The organism is Segatella bryantii (assembly GCF_022024215.1).
In the GTDB taxonomy this organism is placed as follows: Bacteria; Bacteroidota; Bacteroidia; order Bacteroidales; family Bacteroidaceae; genus Prevotella; species Prevotella bryantii.
Genome location: NZ_CP091798.1, coordinates 67,447 through 81,490 on the forward strand (window position 1 = coordinate 67,447; position 14,044 = coordinate 81,490).

9 protein-coding genes and 1 pseudogene are annotated in these 14,044 nt (G+C 37.7%); 7 read left to right on the top strand and 3 right to left on the bottom strand.

The features are described from left to right. Positions 1-39 precede the first annotated feature (39 nt). Entirely contained in the window at positions 40-753 is a 714-nt protein-coding gene (locus L6471_RS04505; protein WP_237797480.1) for an outer membrane beta-barrel protein, read from the top strand. Positions 754-837: 84 nt separating this feature from the next. Here the strand turns inward: L6471_RS04505 and L6471_RS04510 are convergent. Further along, positions 838-1,689, bottom strand: a pseudogene (locus tag L6471_RS04510) (IS30 family transposase). Positions 1,690-1,949: 260 nt separating this feature from the next. Then, positions 1,950-3,635: a Na/Pi cotransporter family protein gene (locus L6471_RS04515; RefSeq protein ID WP_074548228.1), complete on the bottom strand. Its 1,686-nt coding sequence runs from the start codon at positions 3,633-3,635 to the stop codon at positions 1,950-1,952. Between the two features lie 84 nt (positions 3,636-3,719). On the opposite strand from L6471_RS04515, the gene L6471_RS04520 reads away from it, so the two are divergent. Next, a complete protein-coding gene (locus tag L6471_RS04520; RefSeq protein WP_006283521.1) occupies positions 3,720-5,390 on the top strand; it encodes a nucleoside kinase in 1,671 nt (556 codons plus the stop codon). 96 nt (positions 5,391-5,486) lie between these two features. Here the strand turns inward: L6471_RS04520 and upp are convergent, their stop codons facing one another. After that, positions 5,487-6,146: a uracil phosphoribosyltransferase gene (gene upp, locus L6471_RS04525; protein ID WP_027453257.1), complete on the bottom strand. Its 660-nt coding sequence runs from the start codon at positions 6,144-6,146 to the stop codon at positions 5,487-5,489. 239 nt (positions 6,147-6,385) lie between these two features. Here upp and pckA point away from each other — a divergent pair, with 239 nt between their 5' ends. The 5 genes from pckA to L6471_RS04550 all read left to right on the top strand — a co-directional run bounded on the left by pckA (position 6,386) and on the right by L6471_RS04550 (position 14,008). After that, positions 6,386-7,996 carry a phosphoenolpyruvate carboxykinase (ATP) gene (gene pckA, locus L6471_RS04530; RefSeq protein WP_006283519.1) on the top strand — a complete coding sequence of 537 codons (1,611 nt, stop codon included), beginning with the start codon at positions 6,386-6,388 and terminating at the stop codon, positions 7,994-7,996. A 495-nt stretch (positions 7,997-8,491) separates the two neighbouring features. After that, the gene (locus tag L6471_RS04535; RefSeq protein ID WP_027453259.1) at positions 8,492-9,856 is read left to right on the top strand and encodes a DUF6242 domain-containing protein; all 1,365 of its coding nucleotides are present in this window, start codon (positions 8,492-8,494) and stop codon (positions 9,854-9,856) included. 20 nt (positions 9,857-9,876) lie between these two features. After that, positions 9,877-10,596 (top strand): type IX secretion system protein PorG, encoded by a 720-nt coding sequence (gene porG, locus L6471_RS04540; RefSeq protein WP_039871177.1) that lies wholly within the window; start codon positions 9,877-9,879, stop codon positions 10,594-10,596. A 3-nt stretch (positions 10,597-10,599) separates the two neighbouring features. Then, entirely contained in the window at positions 10,600-11,370 is a 771-nt protein-coding gene (locus L6471_RS04545; RefSeq protein ID WP_006283516.1) for an isoprenyl transferase, read from the top strand. Between the two features lie 82 nt (positions 11,371-11,452). Beyond that, complete coding sequence (locus L6471_RS04550; RefSeq protein WP_371262722.1) at positions 11,453-14,008, top strand: BamA/OMP85 family outer membrane protein; 2,556 nt, start codon at positions 11,453-11,455, stop codon at positions 14,006-14,008. Positions 14,009-14,044 lie beyond the last annotated feature (36 nt).

Sequence of the window (14,044 nt, forward strand, 5' to 3'; positions counted from 1 at the left end):
TTCTATATTTGTTGCAGAAACATTTTAATCAGACTATTTATGAAAAGACTCAATTTATTTTTACTGATAATGACTCTGCTCATGGCAGCTGTTTCTGCTGACGCACAGTATTATTCTAATGGAAAGCCGATTCCTCCAGGTAAACGTTCAGCATATTATGCTAATCAGTCTCCTCGTCATCATAATTTTTATAATTCAAATAATACATATTTTGGTTTGCGTCTGGGATTTGGTATTTCAACTGTTAATTCAGATTCTAAATTGTTGAATACCAATAAGACTAGGACTGGACTGAATGTTGGTGCAGTTGTGGGAACACAGTTGTCTAGTCAGGCTCCTGTCTTTTTTGAAACAGGTTTGTACTATACCGAAAAGGGAGGAAAGAGTACTTATAACAGTACAGATTTCTCGTATAGTTTAAATTATCTAGAACTACCTTTGATCGTAAAGTATAAAATTCCTATTGCTGACAAAATTGCTGTTGAGCCCTTCTTAGGAGGTTATTTAGCTTGTGGAGTTGGAGGTAAGATTAAGGATTTTAATAATCGTGAAGCATATAATAGTTTTAATAGTAAAAATGCAAATGCTGCCTTTAACCGGTTTGATGGAGGAATTCGTCTTGGATGTGGCTTTAGTTACGATGTCATGTATGTGGAGGCTGGTTATGATATAGGTTTGGCCAATATAGGTAAAGATGATTTTGATAACACACGTAATGGTTGCTTTAATTTAACTTTAGGTGTTAATTTTTAGTGAACGCGAATTCAACAAGCAAGTGCAAATTTAGCTTATTTTCTTCATAAAGCACTCTTTTGGTGTTGAAAAATTGAGTTTTGCTCATGGTCTATTGTTAATTTTCTCCATAATCTTTGTAATTTGCTGTTGGCTTATGTGTTCAAACGTTGTTGATTTTGGTATGTACTGTCTGATTAATCCATTTATATTCTCAATAGCTCCCTTCTGCCATGAAGAGTATGGATCAGCAAAATAGACAGGCGCTCCAATACTCTTGGTTAGCTTCTCATGTGAAGCAAATTCCAAACCATTGTCGGTAGTGATAGTTTTGATTACATCCTTATATGGCTAAAGTAAATGTATGACAGCTTCAGCCAGTTTATCAGCGTTCTTGCCATGCTTCTATTTTCGCATAAGCAGCAGATTGGTACTGCGTTCTGTAAGAGTAACAATCGCTCCATGATTACCTTTTCCCACAATAGTATCCATTTCAAAGTCTCCGAAGCATTTCCCGTCAGTTTCTACAGGCCTTTCACTAATGCTTACTCTATTTGGAATAGTTTGTCTCTTACCTCCAACTGGTCTAGTTCGATGCTTCAGCCTATGACGGCAATTCTTGTACAATCTTCCACCATTCCGTTTGTCATTCCGAATGATACGGTAAATGCTTTCATGAGAGATAAATATCTCATATTTAGCAAGATGTCCTGAAATCTGCTCGGAAGACCATAGCTCTTCTTTGAGGAGTCTGATGGCTTCAGTCTTTATTTCGGCTTTGATTGCGCGATTGCCAGGGGTACGCCGTTTGTGGTATTCTGCATTCTTTTGAGCTGTTTCATAGTTATATCTAACTTGAGTAACTTTTATTGCAGTTGCAATCTGCTTTTTATTCATTCCGTTTTGTAGTAAGATAAAAATTGTGAATCTTTGCTTCGAGTTTAACTGTTTGTACATAGCAATGCAAAATTAGTTATTCTTGGGGAGATTTCGGTCTCCCTTTTTTCTTTTTTATGCATTGCTTGTTGAAATTCCAAGTTCATGCTATCATGGGGGCTGCTCGCCCCCAAACCCCACAGTGTTTTCTGGTATTAAGTTTTCATACCACTACACCTTAGAAAATTGCACTTCTATTATGAACTTACAGATAAAGGTAACAGGCTTGAGCATTACTATGCTCAAGCCTGTTTAAATATGTTATATTGTTGTGTTTCTATTTAAGCTTCCGGCTTTCTTGTACCCATTCTTGCTTCAACAACGTTAACTACATAGTCTCCAAGTTTTTCGCATTCCTGAATGATGTCCATGTACATGGTTCCTACAGTATATGTGTATACGTGGCTATTTACATCGTTGATATTTTGATTTTTCAGCTGGTTACGATAATTGTTTATCTCGTTTTCTATGTTGAATGAACGGTTAGGATCAAAGTCTTCGCGATGGCCATTCAGCATACTATTCATTTCGCTCAGGGCATCGTCCGTCAGTGCAAACATCTGATGGATGTGTTCGTATTGTTTATCTGTAAAGTCCTCTTTTCCAGAGAATTTTCTATTTAAAGTACGTGCAATGTTATAGCAAGCATCACCAATACTTTCAATTTCACTGATTTCACGGAGCATAGCTCGAATTTTACCTTTCGTGTCATCACTTAAGTGAGCATCGCTCACATGATCAAGGTAATTTGCGATTTCAAGTTCCATATTGTCAGCGATGCTTTCATACTTTTCTATACGAGTAAAAATTTTATTGAATTTATTTTCGTTTTTCTCTCCAATCAACTGACTGAGCATACCAAACATACGTTGGATACGCTCAGAGAAACTGTGGATTTCTTTCTGTGCCTCTAAAATACTAAGCTCAGGTGTCTTCATGATACCTGCTTGGATGAAACGCAAACGAAAATCGTCATCATCCTTGTTTGGTTTTGGCTTCCATACCCAGCAACAAATATCGGATACCTGTTTAACAAATGGCAACAGGATAATTGTGTTTGTAACATTGAAACAAGTGTGGAATGCGGCTAGTGCAAATGTTAGCTGGGTTGCAACAGGTGCTATATTGGTAGTTGGGTTAAATCCGACAAAACTGCAAGCAAAGTTGACAAAGAGTTTGAATACACAGAGTACCCAGACTACACCAAACAAATTAAAAAATAAGTGTCCAAAAGCAGCTCTACGTGCTTCTGTATTAGCAGTTAATGCAACAAGATTGGCGGTGATGGTTGTACCGATATTTTCGCCCAACACTAATGCAATACCCAAATAGATTGGTAGTCCACCCTGAGTACACAGCATCATTGTAATTGCCATAAGGGCTGCAGAACTTTGCAAAGTGAAGGTTAATATGGATCCACAGAATAGGAAAAGTAGAATAGTTCCGAAACTATTAGGGTCGCAACTTGCAAAAAAATCTTTGAGTATACTCAGTTGTTCTGGTGGAATACGTGTCTCGCCCAATGTAGAAAGTGCAAGAAATAAAAAGGACATACCAAAAAGGAAGTCGCCAATATATCGACGTTTCTTAGAATAAATGAGCAGGAGGCCTATCAGAAATACTGGCCATACAAAATTGCTTATTTTAAAAGAAAAACCAGCAGACATAATCCATGCTGTCAATGTTGTGCCAATATTGGCACCCATAATGACTGCTATAGCCTGAACTAAGGTAAGCAAACCTGCGTTTACAAAGGATACTGTCATTACTGTTGTTGCTGTAGAAGATTGGACCGCAACAGTAGTAAACATACCTGTAATAACGCTCGATACACGGTTGGTTGTCATGGCGCCTAGTACGTGGCGTAGTTGTGGACCAGCCAACTTCTGTAGGGCTTCACTCATAACCTTCATACCATAAATGAGGAGAGCTATTGCTCCTACAATCTTTAAAAAGAGAATCGTCATATATTGTATTTTTTTAATGCGATATCTTTGTAACTTTTTGTGGAATTTGTTATCTTTGACTCCGATTTTAACTATATAAAAGCTATGACCGAAGAGAAACAAACAATTCAAATTCGTTGCAAAAATAATAAAAAAACTCAGAATGTCGCAATCGGCAGTTCACTTTCTGAGGTTTTTCGTCAATTTAATTTAAAAATGGACTATGGTCCGATTAGTGCAAAAGTAAATAACAAAGTAGAAGGTCTTGATTTCCAACTTTATCATTCTAAGGATATCGAATTTCAGGATATGTATTCCGCTTCAGGATCGAGAAGTTATGCGCGTACTCTCTTTTTTGTATTGTGCAAAGCTGTTCATGACCTTTATCCTATCAGTCTTGTCATCATTGATATTCCAGTTAGCAATGGGTATTATGTAGATGTTGAAATGGAACAGCCGATAACTCCTGAGGTAGTAGCACGTATTCGACAACGTATGCAAGAAATTATCGATGCTGGTATTCCGGTAAAGCATCATGAGGTCCTTACAGAAGAGGCTTATCGTATGTTTCGTGATAAGGGCGATAAGGCCAAGGCTAAATTACTATCAAGTGTAGGGCGTCTTTATACCACTTATTATTCTATTGATGATTATGTAGACTATTATTATGGCTCATTGTTGCCAAATACTAAAGATTTATATCTTTTTGGTCTAGAACCTTATTATGATGGAATGCTCCTTCGTATTCCTTCGTTAAAAAAACCGGGAGAGTTGCCTGAGATAACTCGTCAGGATAAGATGTTTGAAATTTTTAAAGAGCATCATCGCTGGCAAAAGATAATAGGTGTAAGAACTGTGGGTGATCTTAATGAAGTGATAAAAAATGGTGAGGAAACGCAGATGATTAATGTTTCTGAAGCACTTCAGGAAAAGAAAATTGTACAGATTGCGGATCAGATAGCTGATAATAAAAATATAAAACTAGTATTGTTGGCTGGCCCTTCTTCTTCGGGTAAAACTACTACATGTAAACGATTGGCAGTGCAGCTTATGGCTAATGGTATAAAACCATTAATGATATCTCTTGATGATTACTTTGTGGATCGTGTTAAAACGCCTAAGGATGAAAATGGAGAATATGATTATGAGAGTATTTATTCCCTCGATTTAGATTTGATTAACAAGCAGTTTAATGCGTTGTTTAAAGGTGAAGAAGTGGAATTGCCAAAATATAATTTTCAACAGGGCAAAAGTCAGAAGAGTGGTAGAAAACTGAAGATGGAACCAGATAATGTCTTGGTTGTTGAAGGTATTCATGCTCTTAATCCTGAATTGACGAGTCAGATTCCTAATGCTTTAAAGTATCGGGTTTATGCATCGGCACTAACAACAGTTCTCCTTGATGATCATAACTATATTCCAAATACAGATAATCGTCTATTGCGCAGAATTATCAGAGACTACAAATATAGGGGAGTAGGAGCTGCTGAAACTATTCATAGATGGCCTTCTGTTCGTAAAGGTGAAAACAAGTGGATATTTCCATTTCAGGAAAATGCTGATGTCATGTTTAATACGGCAATGCTTTATGAGCTTCCTGTTCTTAAAATACAGGCAGATTCGCTGTTGTCACAGGTTCCTGAAAATTGTGATGAGTATTCTGAGGCGTATCGTCTGCGTAAATTCTTGCGCTATTTCCGAACGATACCTTACAATAACTTGCCTCCAACCTCTCTCTTAAGAGAGTTCTTAGGTGGAAGTTCTTTCCATTATTAAAAAGTAGAAGTGTCAAAATGAAGTGAACTTAGAAAATTAAAATGACGTTTGGTGGTTACTTCATATTGACACTTCTTGTTTATATTATATTTACCTTTAGATTTTATCGCCGTAACAAAGGTCTCCTGCGTCTCCAAATCCTGGTACAATATACTTGTGCTCGTTCATACCTGGGTCAATAGCAGCACACCAAATGGTAGTCTTCTCTTCAGGGAAAGTTTTCTTGATATGCTCGATACCTTCAGGTGTAGCAATAACGCAAGCAACATGGATGCGTTTTGGAGTACCCTTAGTAAGAAAAGCCTTGTATCCTAATTCCATACTGCTACCTGTTGCGAGCATAGGGTCTGCAATAACTAGAGTCTTTTCATCGATGCTTGGTGTAGCCAAATATTCTACATGGACACCAACTTCGTGATGTGCCTCGTCGACATATTCACGATAAGCACTGACAAAAGCATTACCTGCGTGGTCGAATACATTAAGAAAACCATTGTGGAAAGGAAGTCCCGCACGGAAAATGGTAGCTAAAACAATCTTGTCGGTAGGAATGTTGACCTGGGCAATGCCTAATGGGGTCTTGATATCTTTATTCTCATAGTTTAATGTCTTTGAAATTTCAAAAGCTTCAAACTCCCCAACACGTTGAATGTTGTTACGAAATAATAAACGATTCTTCTGATATTCAGCATCCCTAATTTCGGCCATATACTGGTTAATAATAGAGTTGCTTTCACTGAAATTAATAACTTTCATCTCGCTTTTTATTGATTTTTGTGCAAAGATATGAAAAAGGTCTCAATTTTTGCAAAGTCTAAATTACAAATATCTTTTTATAAAATAGGTTTTTAACTTCTTTAACCTATAAAAAAGTCAAAATATGTATTTTTGTCACTTTATAATTTGTTAATCAATACATTTTGTTTATCTTTGCAACGTTTATTTGAGGTAAACTGACAGTAAAAAATTATTTCACAACTTAAATACATTTTCAAATGGCAAGTTTTGACAAGAGCGTACTGGAGAAGTACGGTATTACTGGAACTACAGAAGTTCTACACAATCCATCTTATGAAGTGTTGTTCGAAGAAGAGACTAAAGCTGGTCTCGAAGGTTTCGAAAAGGGTCAGGTTACTGAACTTGGCGCAGTAAACGTAATGACAGGTATCTTCACCGGTCGTTCTCCTAAGGATAAATATATCGTAGATGATGCACAGAGCCACGATAACGTATGGTGGACATCTGATGAATATAAGAACGATAACCATCCTATGTCAGAGAAGGTATGGGGCGAAGTTAAGGAAATCGCGAAGAAGGAACTTTCTAACAAGAAACTTTTTGTAGTAGACGCTTTCTGTGGCGCTAACAAGGCTACTCGTTTGGCAGTTCGCTTTATTGTAGAGGTTGCATGGCAGGCTCATTTCGTTTCTAATATGTTCATCCTTCCTACAGAAGAAGAACTTGCAAATTTCGAACCTAATTTCATTATCTACAATGCTTCTAAGGCTAAAGTAGAAAATTACAAAGAGCTTGGTTTGAACTCTGAGACATGTGTTGCTTTCAATACAACATCTCGTGAGCAAGTTATCATCAATACATGGTATGGTGGTGAAATGAAGAAGGGTATGTTCTCTATGCAGAACTACTACTTGCCATTAAAGGGCATTGCTTCTATGCACTGTTCTGCTAACTGTGATATGAATGGTGAAAATACAGCTATCTTCTTTGGTCTTTCTGGTACAGGTAAGACAACATTGTCTACAGATCCTAAGCGTAAGCTGATTGGTGACGATGAGCACGGATGGGATGATGAAGGCGTTTTCAATCTCGAAGGTGGTTGCTATGCTAAGGTTATCAACCTTGATAAGGAATCTGAGCCAGATATCTACGGTGCTATCAAGCGTAACGCTCTTCTCGAGAATGTAACAGTAGATGCTAATGGTAAGATTGATTTTGCAGATAAGACCGTTACAGAGAATACTCGTGTATCTTATCCTATTGAGCATATTAAAAATATTCAGCCAGGTTCATCTGCTCCAGCAGCTAAGCAAGTTATCTTCCTTTCTGCTGATGCATTCGGTGTACTTCCTCCTGTATCTATTCTTACTCCAGAGCAGACTCAATACTACTTCCTTTCTGGTTTCACAGCTAAGTTGGCTGGTACAGAGCGTGGTATCACTGAACCAACTCCTACATTCTCAGCTTGTTTCGGTCAGGCTTTCTTGGAGCTTCACCCAACTAAGTATGCTCAGGAGCTCGTTAAGAAGATGAATGCTAATGGCGCTAAGGCTTATTTGGTTAACACAGGTTGGAATGGTACTGGTAAGCGTATCTCTATCCGTGATACTCGTGGTATTATCGATGCTATCCTTTCTGGTGACATTGATAAGGCTCCTACAAAGCAGATTCCTATGTTCGACTTCAAGGTTCCTACAGAGTTGCCAGGAGTTGATACAAACATCCTTGATCCACGTGATACATATGCTGATCCTTCTGAGTGGGAAGCAAAGGCAAAGGATCTTGCTGAGCGCTTTATCAAGAACTTCGGTAAGTATACATCAAACGATGCCGGTAAGGCTCTTGTTGCAGCTGGTCCACAGCTTTAATCTGAAATTCTATTTTAGATTATTTTATATAGGCTTGTTCTTCTTTGGAACAAGCCTTTTTTGATGTAAGTCAAATAATTACTAGGTGTAGTATAAAATTAGCCTTTTCATTTTCTGTGCTCGAACACAGTGCTTACCTTTGCACGAGTTTTAAATGTGAAAGAATACAAACTTAAAAGATAATAAAATTCATGTTGTATGATTTAGAAAGTATAGTCATGGTAGTTGGATTTACACTAGTAACTATTTGTAGTGTGATAGCACTCGTTCACTCGAATGTTCGCAGTAGACTATAATATAAAAGGTAATACGATATATTTTGTATTACCTTTTTTAATTAATCACTAAACAAACTTAAAAACAGATAACATTATGAATTATTTACCTAATAAAGTATTAAAATAGGTGGCTATTTGAATATTTCTGATTAAATTTGCACACAAAAATTCGCAGAATGCTGTTATTCTGCCGATGAAAACTAATAATTAAATGTAAATGAAAAGGAAATACACACCTTTCCTCTTGTTGACTTTGACAGTATGTTTACTGTCTTCTTGTTTAAGTAATGATGATTCAAGTAGTACAGTGTACTATGATACAGCGATTACTTCTTTCAGTGTAGGTACATTGAAGCGTCATGTTACTACCGCTTCAGGTGAGGATTCTATCGTCAAGACAGATTGTAGTGGTTATAACTTCTATATTGATCAGTTAACACACGAAATCTATAATACAGATTCCCTCCCTTATGGTATAGATGCTTCTATGGCGGTAGTATCTATTTCTAGTAAGAATAGTGGTACTATTGTGCTTAAAAATATAAACAGCGATACGCTGACTTATTATTCAAGTACTGACTCCTTAGATTTTTCAGTACCTCGTGAACTTCGTGTTTATAATGCTAATGGTGATTATGCAGCTTATACCGTGAATGTGAATGTGCATCAAGAAGAGGCTGACAGCTTTATGTGGAGTCGTAAAGCTGATAATCAAGTGCTCGCTTCTTTAGAAGGCATGAAAGCTGTATGCAATGCGGGCAAGATTTACGTTTTTGGTACAGATGGTAATGCTCTTAAGATTTATATGACCTCGATGACGGATGGTAATAGTTGGCAAGAAATTTCAAATTCTGCAAATTTACCAGCTGAGGCTTATAACCATGTTATGGCACACGATGGTACTATATATATTCTTAATCAAGGTACTATCCTTACATCAACAGATGCTCAGAACTGGACGGAGTTGGCAAAGACTAATCTAACACAATTGCTGGGTTACAGTTCTTCCACAATGTATGGCATGAATGGTAATGCAATCATGAGTTCCACAGATAATGGTGTAAGTTGGTCTGAAGATTTGTTAGATACTGATGCTTCATATTTGCCTACGTCAAATATTAGTTTTATGGCGCGGACTGATGAATCTGTAGACAATGCAGATCGACTTGTTTTAGTTGGAAATCGTATTGCCAATAATGAAACAACTGCAGTAGTTTGGGGCAAATTGGCAGAATATTCTTCTAGTGCCGATTCTGATCCTTGGATGTATTATCCGCCAGTAAAGGATATAACTTATAAGTTACCAACAGCAACCAAGCTGGTCGCTCTGAATTATTATAATGGTATTATAGCCTTTGATGGTAAACAGTTCTACTATTCAGAAGACAATGGTATTACCTGGCCGATAGAAAGCGATCGCACAATTTATATTCCAGATACCTTCTCTGCTAATACTACTAATTTTGCTTTCGTGAAAGACGATAATAACTATTTGTGGATGATTATGGGAGCTTCAGGACAAGTGTGGAGAGGTAGACATTGTGAGTTAGGTTGGAAAACTTATCAAACTTCTTTTAAGTAAGTATGAAAATATAGAGGACTATGCGTAGACTCCTTATCTTGATAATTGGTCTTTTTGGGGTATTGGGTTCCTCAATGTGGGCTCAGGATGACCCTGAGTACAGAATGGAGATAGGTGCAGGTATAGGATTATTGAGCTATCAAGGTGATTTTAACAGTAACCTGTTTGGCGGTAGTAGACCAATGGCATCCGTTATAGGAAAATATGTGTTTAATCCATATTCAGGATTTTGTTTTTCTGTCAGCTATGGTACTATTAAGGGGGATGCCGCAAATGAGCAAACCTTTTATCCTGATTTCAATAATGATGTATCTCAGAAGGTCGGTTATTTGTTTAAGAGTACACTTGTTGACGTTAGTCTAGTATATGAGTATAATTTTTGGCCTTATGGAACAGGTCGTGACTATCGTGGAGCCAAACGTTTTACCCCATTTGTGTTTGTTGGTTTGGGAACTACCTATGCTAAGTGTTCTGAAGATATTGATGGAGAAAAATCAAGCGCATTTACAATGAACTTTCCATTGGGAGTCGGTGTAAAATATAAATTGGCAGAACGTGTTAATTTGGGGGTGCAATGGGCCATGCACTTCTCGGCTAGTGATAAACTAGATGGAGCGGTCGACCCATACGGTATAAAGAGTAGTGGCCTCTTTAAGAATACAGATTGTTATTCTGTCTTACAAGCATTTATAACGTATAGTTTTAGTGCTAAATGTAGAACCTGTAATAAAGATATTTAATATATGACAAAGGAATTAGATATGAATCGTATACCTGAGCACATTGCTATTATAATGGATGGCAATGGTCGGTGGGCCGCCGAACGTGGTAAAGATCGCAGTTACGGACATCAAGCTGGTGTAGATGCAGTACGTCGCATAACTTCTGAATGTACTCGTTTAGGAGTGAAATATCTTACTTTGTATACATTCTCTACAGAGAATTGGAATCGTCCGGAAACAGAGATTGCTGCGCTTATGGGATTAGTGCTGACTTCTCTTGAAGATGAAATATTCATGAAGAATAATGTACGCTTCCTGGTGATAGGTGATATGGAAAGACTTCCAGAGAAAGTGCAGGAAAAGCTCAAGGAAACCATGGCGCATACTGCTAATAATACAACTATGACTATGGTAGTAGCATTAAGTTATAGTTCACGTTGGGAAATAACCAAAGCCTGTCGTGAAATCGCTATAGAAATGGTAAAGCAAGGTAAGAGTATCGAAGATATCAACAGTTTGATAACTGAGGATACGCTCACTGAGCATATGGAGACTAAGTTTATGCCAGATCCAGAATTACTGATACGCACAGGTGGTGAGTTGAGAATATCTAATTATCTACTTTGGCAGATTGCATATACAGAATTATACTTCTGTGACACATATTGGCCAGATTTTAGTGAAGATGATTTGCATCGGGCTATAATCAGCTATCAGAGCCGCCAACGTCGTTTCGGTAAGACAGAAGCTCAAATAGAAAAAGAAATTAATCAGAAAGAGCAAAAAAAATAAGATAAATTGACTTCTTTTAAATAGAATGAATACTTTACATAATATAGTAGTTTTGACTGCAGGCTTGCTGGCAAGTACACAGATGCAGGCACAGGATAAAATCATTAATCCTGATATCAGTTATGCGGGTACTCCTCGTACGTTTATTCTTGGGGGTATCAATGTGACAGGTGTAGAGGGTTACGAAGATTATGTCTTGACAGGTATCTCTGGTTTGACAGTAGGGCAGAATATTACAGTTCCTGGTACAGATATCTCTGATGCTGTGAAGCGCTATTGGCGTCATGGACTTTTTTCAAAGGTTACGATGGCGGCAGACTCTATTGTGGGTGATAAGTTGTACCTGCATATTAGTCTTGCTGTTCGTCCTCGCGTCTCTACCATCAATTATGAAGGTCTTAAGAAGAGCGAAAGAGAGGATATGGAGCAGAAACTTGGTTTGTTGAAGGGTAGTCAGTTAACTCCTAATATGATTGACCGAGCGAAAATTCTTGCTCAGAAGTATTTCGACGACAAAGGTTATAAAAATGCAGAAATTGATATACGTCAGCGTGAGGATGTAAGTGCAAAAAATGAGGTGATACTCGATGTTATTGTGGACAAAAAAGAGAAGATGAAAGTTCACAAGATTACTATCGATGGCAATGAACAGCTTACAGATAAACAGATTAAGGGTTCCTTATTTACCAAGGGTGCTTTCTCGAAAACTCATGAAGCTGGTAAGATAGGTAATATCTTTAAGTCTAAAAAGTTTACTCCAGAGCGTTGGAAAACTGATAAACAGAATCTTATAGATAAGTATAACGAACATGGATTTCGTGATGCTAATATCCTGAAAGACAGTGTGTCTAATTACGATGTAAAACATGTGGATGTTTATGTTCAAGTAGAGGAAGGAAAAAAATATTATATACGAAATATCACTTGGGTAGGTAATACTGTTTATACTACAGATCAGCTGTCTAGGGTGCTCGGCATGAAAAAGGGCGATGTGTATAATCAAAAATTACTCAACAAGCGCCTTTCTGAGGATGAGGATGCTGTGGGCAACCTGTATTGGAATAATGGTTATCTGTTTTATAATTTGCAACCTACCGAGATTAATATCGTAGGTGACAGCATCGACCTCGAAATGCGTATTACAGAAGGACAGCAGGCTCATATTAATCGTGTTCGTATTAACGGTAATGATCGTCTTTATGAAAACGTGGTTCGTCGTGAACTTCGTACAAAGCCAGGTGACCTCTTTTCTAAGGATGCACTCCAGCGCTCTGTTCGTGAGTTAGCTTCTATGGGGCATTTCGATCCAGAAAAGGTTAATCCAGATGTTAAACCAAACTATGAAGATGGTACAGTAGATATCAACTGGAATTTGGCTCAGAAAAGTAATGACCAAATTGAGTTTTCACTAGGTTGGGGACAGACTGGTGTCATTGGTCGTGTAGGTTTGAAGTTGAATAACTTCTCTATGCGTAACCTTTTCAATAAGAATAAAGAACATCGTGGCATCATGCCTGTGGGTGATGGTGAAGTGCTAAGTATAGGTGCTCAGACTAATGGTTCTTACTATCAGTCATATAATGTAAGCTACTCAACCAACTGGTTTGGTGGTAAGCGCCCTAATCAGTTTAGTGTAAGTGCTTATTATAGTAAACAGACCGACGTTTCGAGCAACTATTATAATAATGCATACTATAATAACTATTTTAATTATCTGTCTGGTTATGGTTCTAGCTACAGTAGCAGTTATTCGAGCTACTATGATCCAGATAAGTATGTACAAATGATCGGTTTCTCGCTGGGATGGGGTAAACGTCTTCGTTGGCCAGATGATTATTTCACTTTGTCTGCACAATTGTCTTATCAGCGTTATATGTTGAAAAATTGGAGCTACTTCCTGATGACCAATGGTACAGCTAACAACTTGAACCTAACCTTGTCTTTGAACCGTACTTCTACAGATAACCAACTGTTCCCACGTCGTGGTTCCGAGTTCTCTGCTAGTGTAACCCTTACTCCGCCTTGGAGTTTGTTTGATAACAAAGATTATGCTAGCTTGGCTAATAATCCATATTCATCTACTTATGATGACGAGATGCAGGAGAAATACCGTTGGGTAGAGTATCACAAGTGGAAGTTCAAGTCAAGAACTTTTACAGCTCTTTCAGGAGGTCAGAAGTGTTTCGTGCTCATGACACGTGTTGAAATGGGACTTTTAGGTTCTTACAATAAGAATAAAAAATCACCATTCGAAACATTCTATGTTGGTGGTGATGGTATGAGTGGATATTCTACAGGTTATGCTGAAGAGACAGTTGGTCTTCGTGGTTATGAAAATGGTTCACTTGCTTATAGAGGTTATGCTTATGACCGGTTTACATTAGAATTGCGCTATCCATTCCTATTGGGTAATACAACAATTTACGGTCTTACTTTCCTCGAAGGTGGTAATGCATGGACTGATACAAAGAAATTTAATCCATTTGATATGAAACGTTCTGCTGGTGTCGGTGTACGTATCTATCTGCCAATGGTAGGTTTGATGGGAATCGATTGGGCCTATGGTTTCGATAAAGATAATATAAACCTAACAAAGGGTGGTAGTCAGTTCCACTTTATTCTAGGTCAGGAATTCTAAAGCATTCTGCTGACTCTTTTCCTCTTAATGAGAAGA

Bases quoted from the DNA above. Each gene is read 5' to 3' on its own strand.
- L6471_RS04550 (WP_371262722.1), top strand. From the start codon at position 11,453: ATGCAGGCACAGGATAAAATCATTAATCCTGATATCAGTTATGCGGGT.
- L6471_RS04515 (WP_074548228.1), bottom strand. From the start codon at position 3,635: ATGACGATTCTCTTTTTAAAGATTGTAGGAGCAATAGCTCTCCTCATT.
- porG (WP_039871177.1), top strand. From the start codon at position 9,877: ATGCGTAGACTCCTTATCTTGATAATTGGTCTTTTTGGGGTATTGGGT.
- L6471_RS04520 (WP_006283521.1), top strand. From the start codon at position 3,720: ATGACCGAAGAGAAACAAACAATTCAAATTCGTTGCAAAAATAATAAA.
- L6471_RS04545 (WP_006283516.1), top strand. From the start codon at position 10,600: ATGACAAAGGAATTAGATATGAATCGTATACCTGAGCACATTGCTATT.
- upp (WP_027453257.1), bottom strand. From the start codon at position 6,146: ATGAAAGTTATTAATTTCAGTGAAAGCAACTCTATTATTAACCAGTAT.
- L6471_RS04535 (WP_027453259.1), top strand. From the start codon at position 8,492: ATGAAAAGGAAATACACACCTTTCCTCTTGTTGACTTTGACAGTATGT.
- L6471_RS04505 (WP_237797480.1), top strand. From the start codon at position 40: ATGAAAAGACTCAATTTATTTTTACTGATAATGACTCTGCTCATGGCA.
- pckA (WP_006283519.1), top strand. From the start codon at position 6,386: ATGGCAAGTTTTGACAAGAGCGTACTGGAGAAGTACGGTATTACTGGA.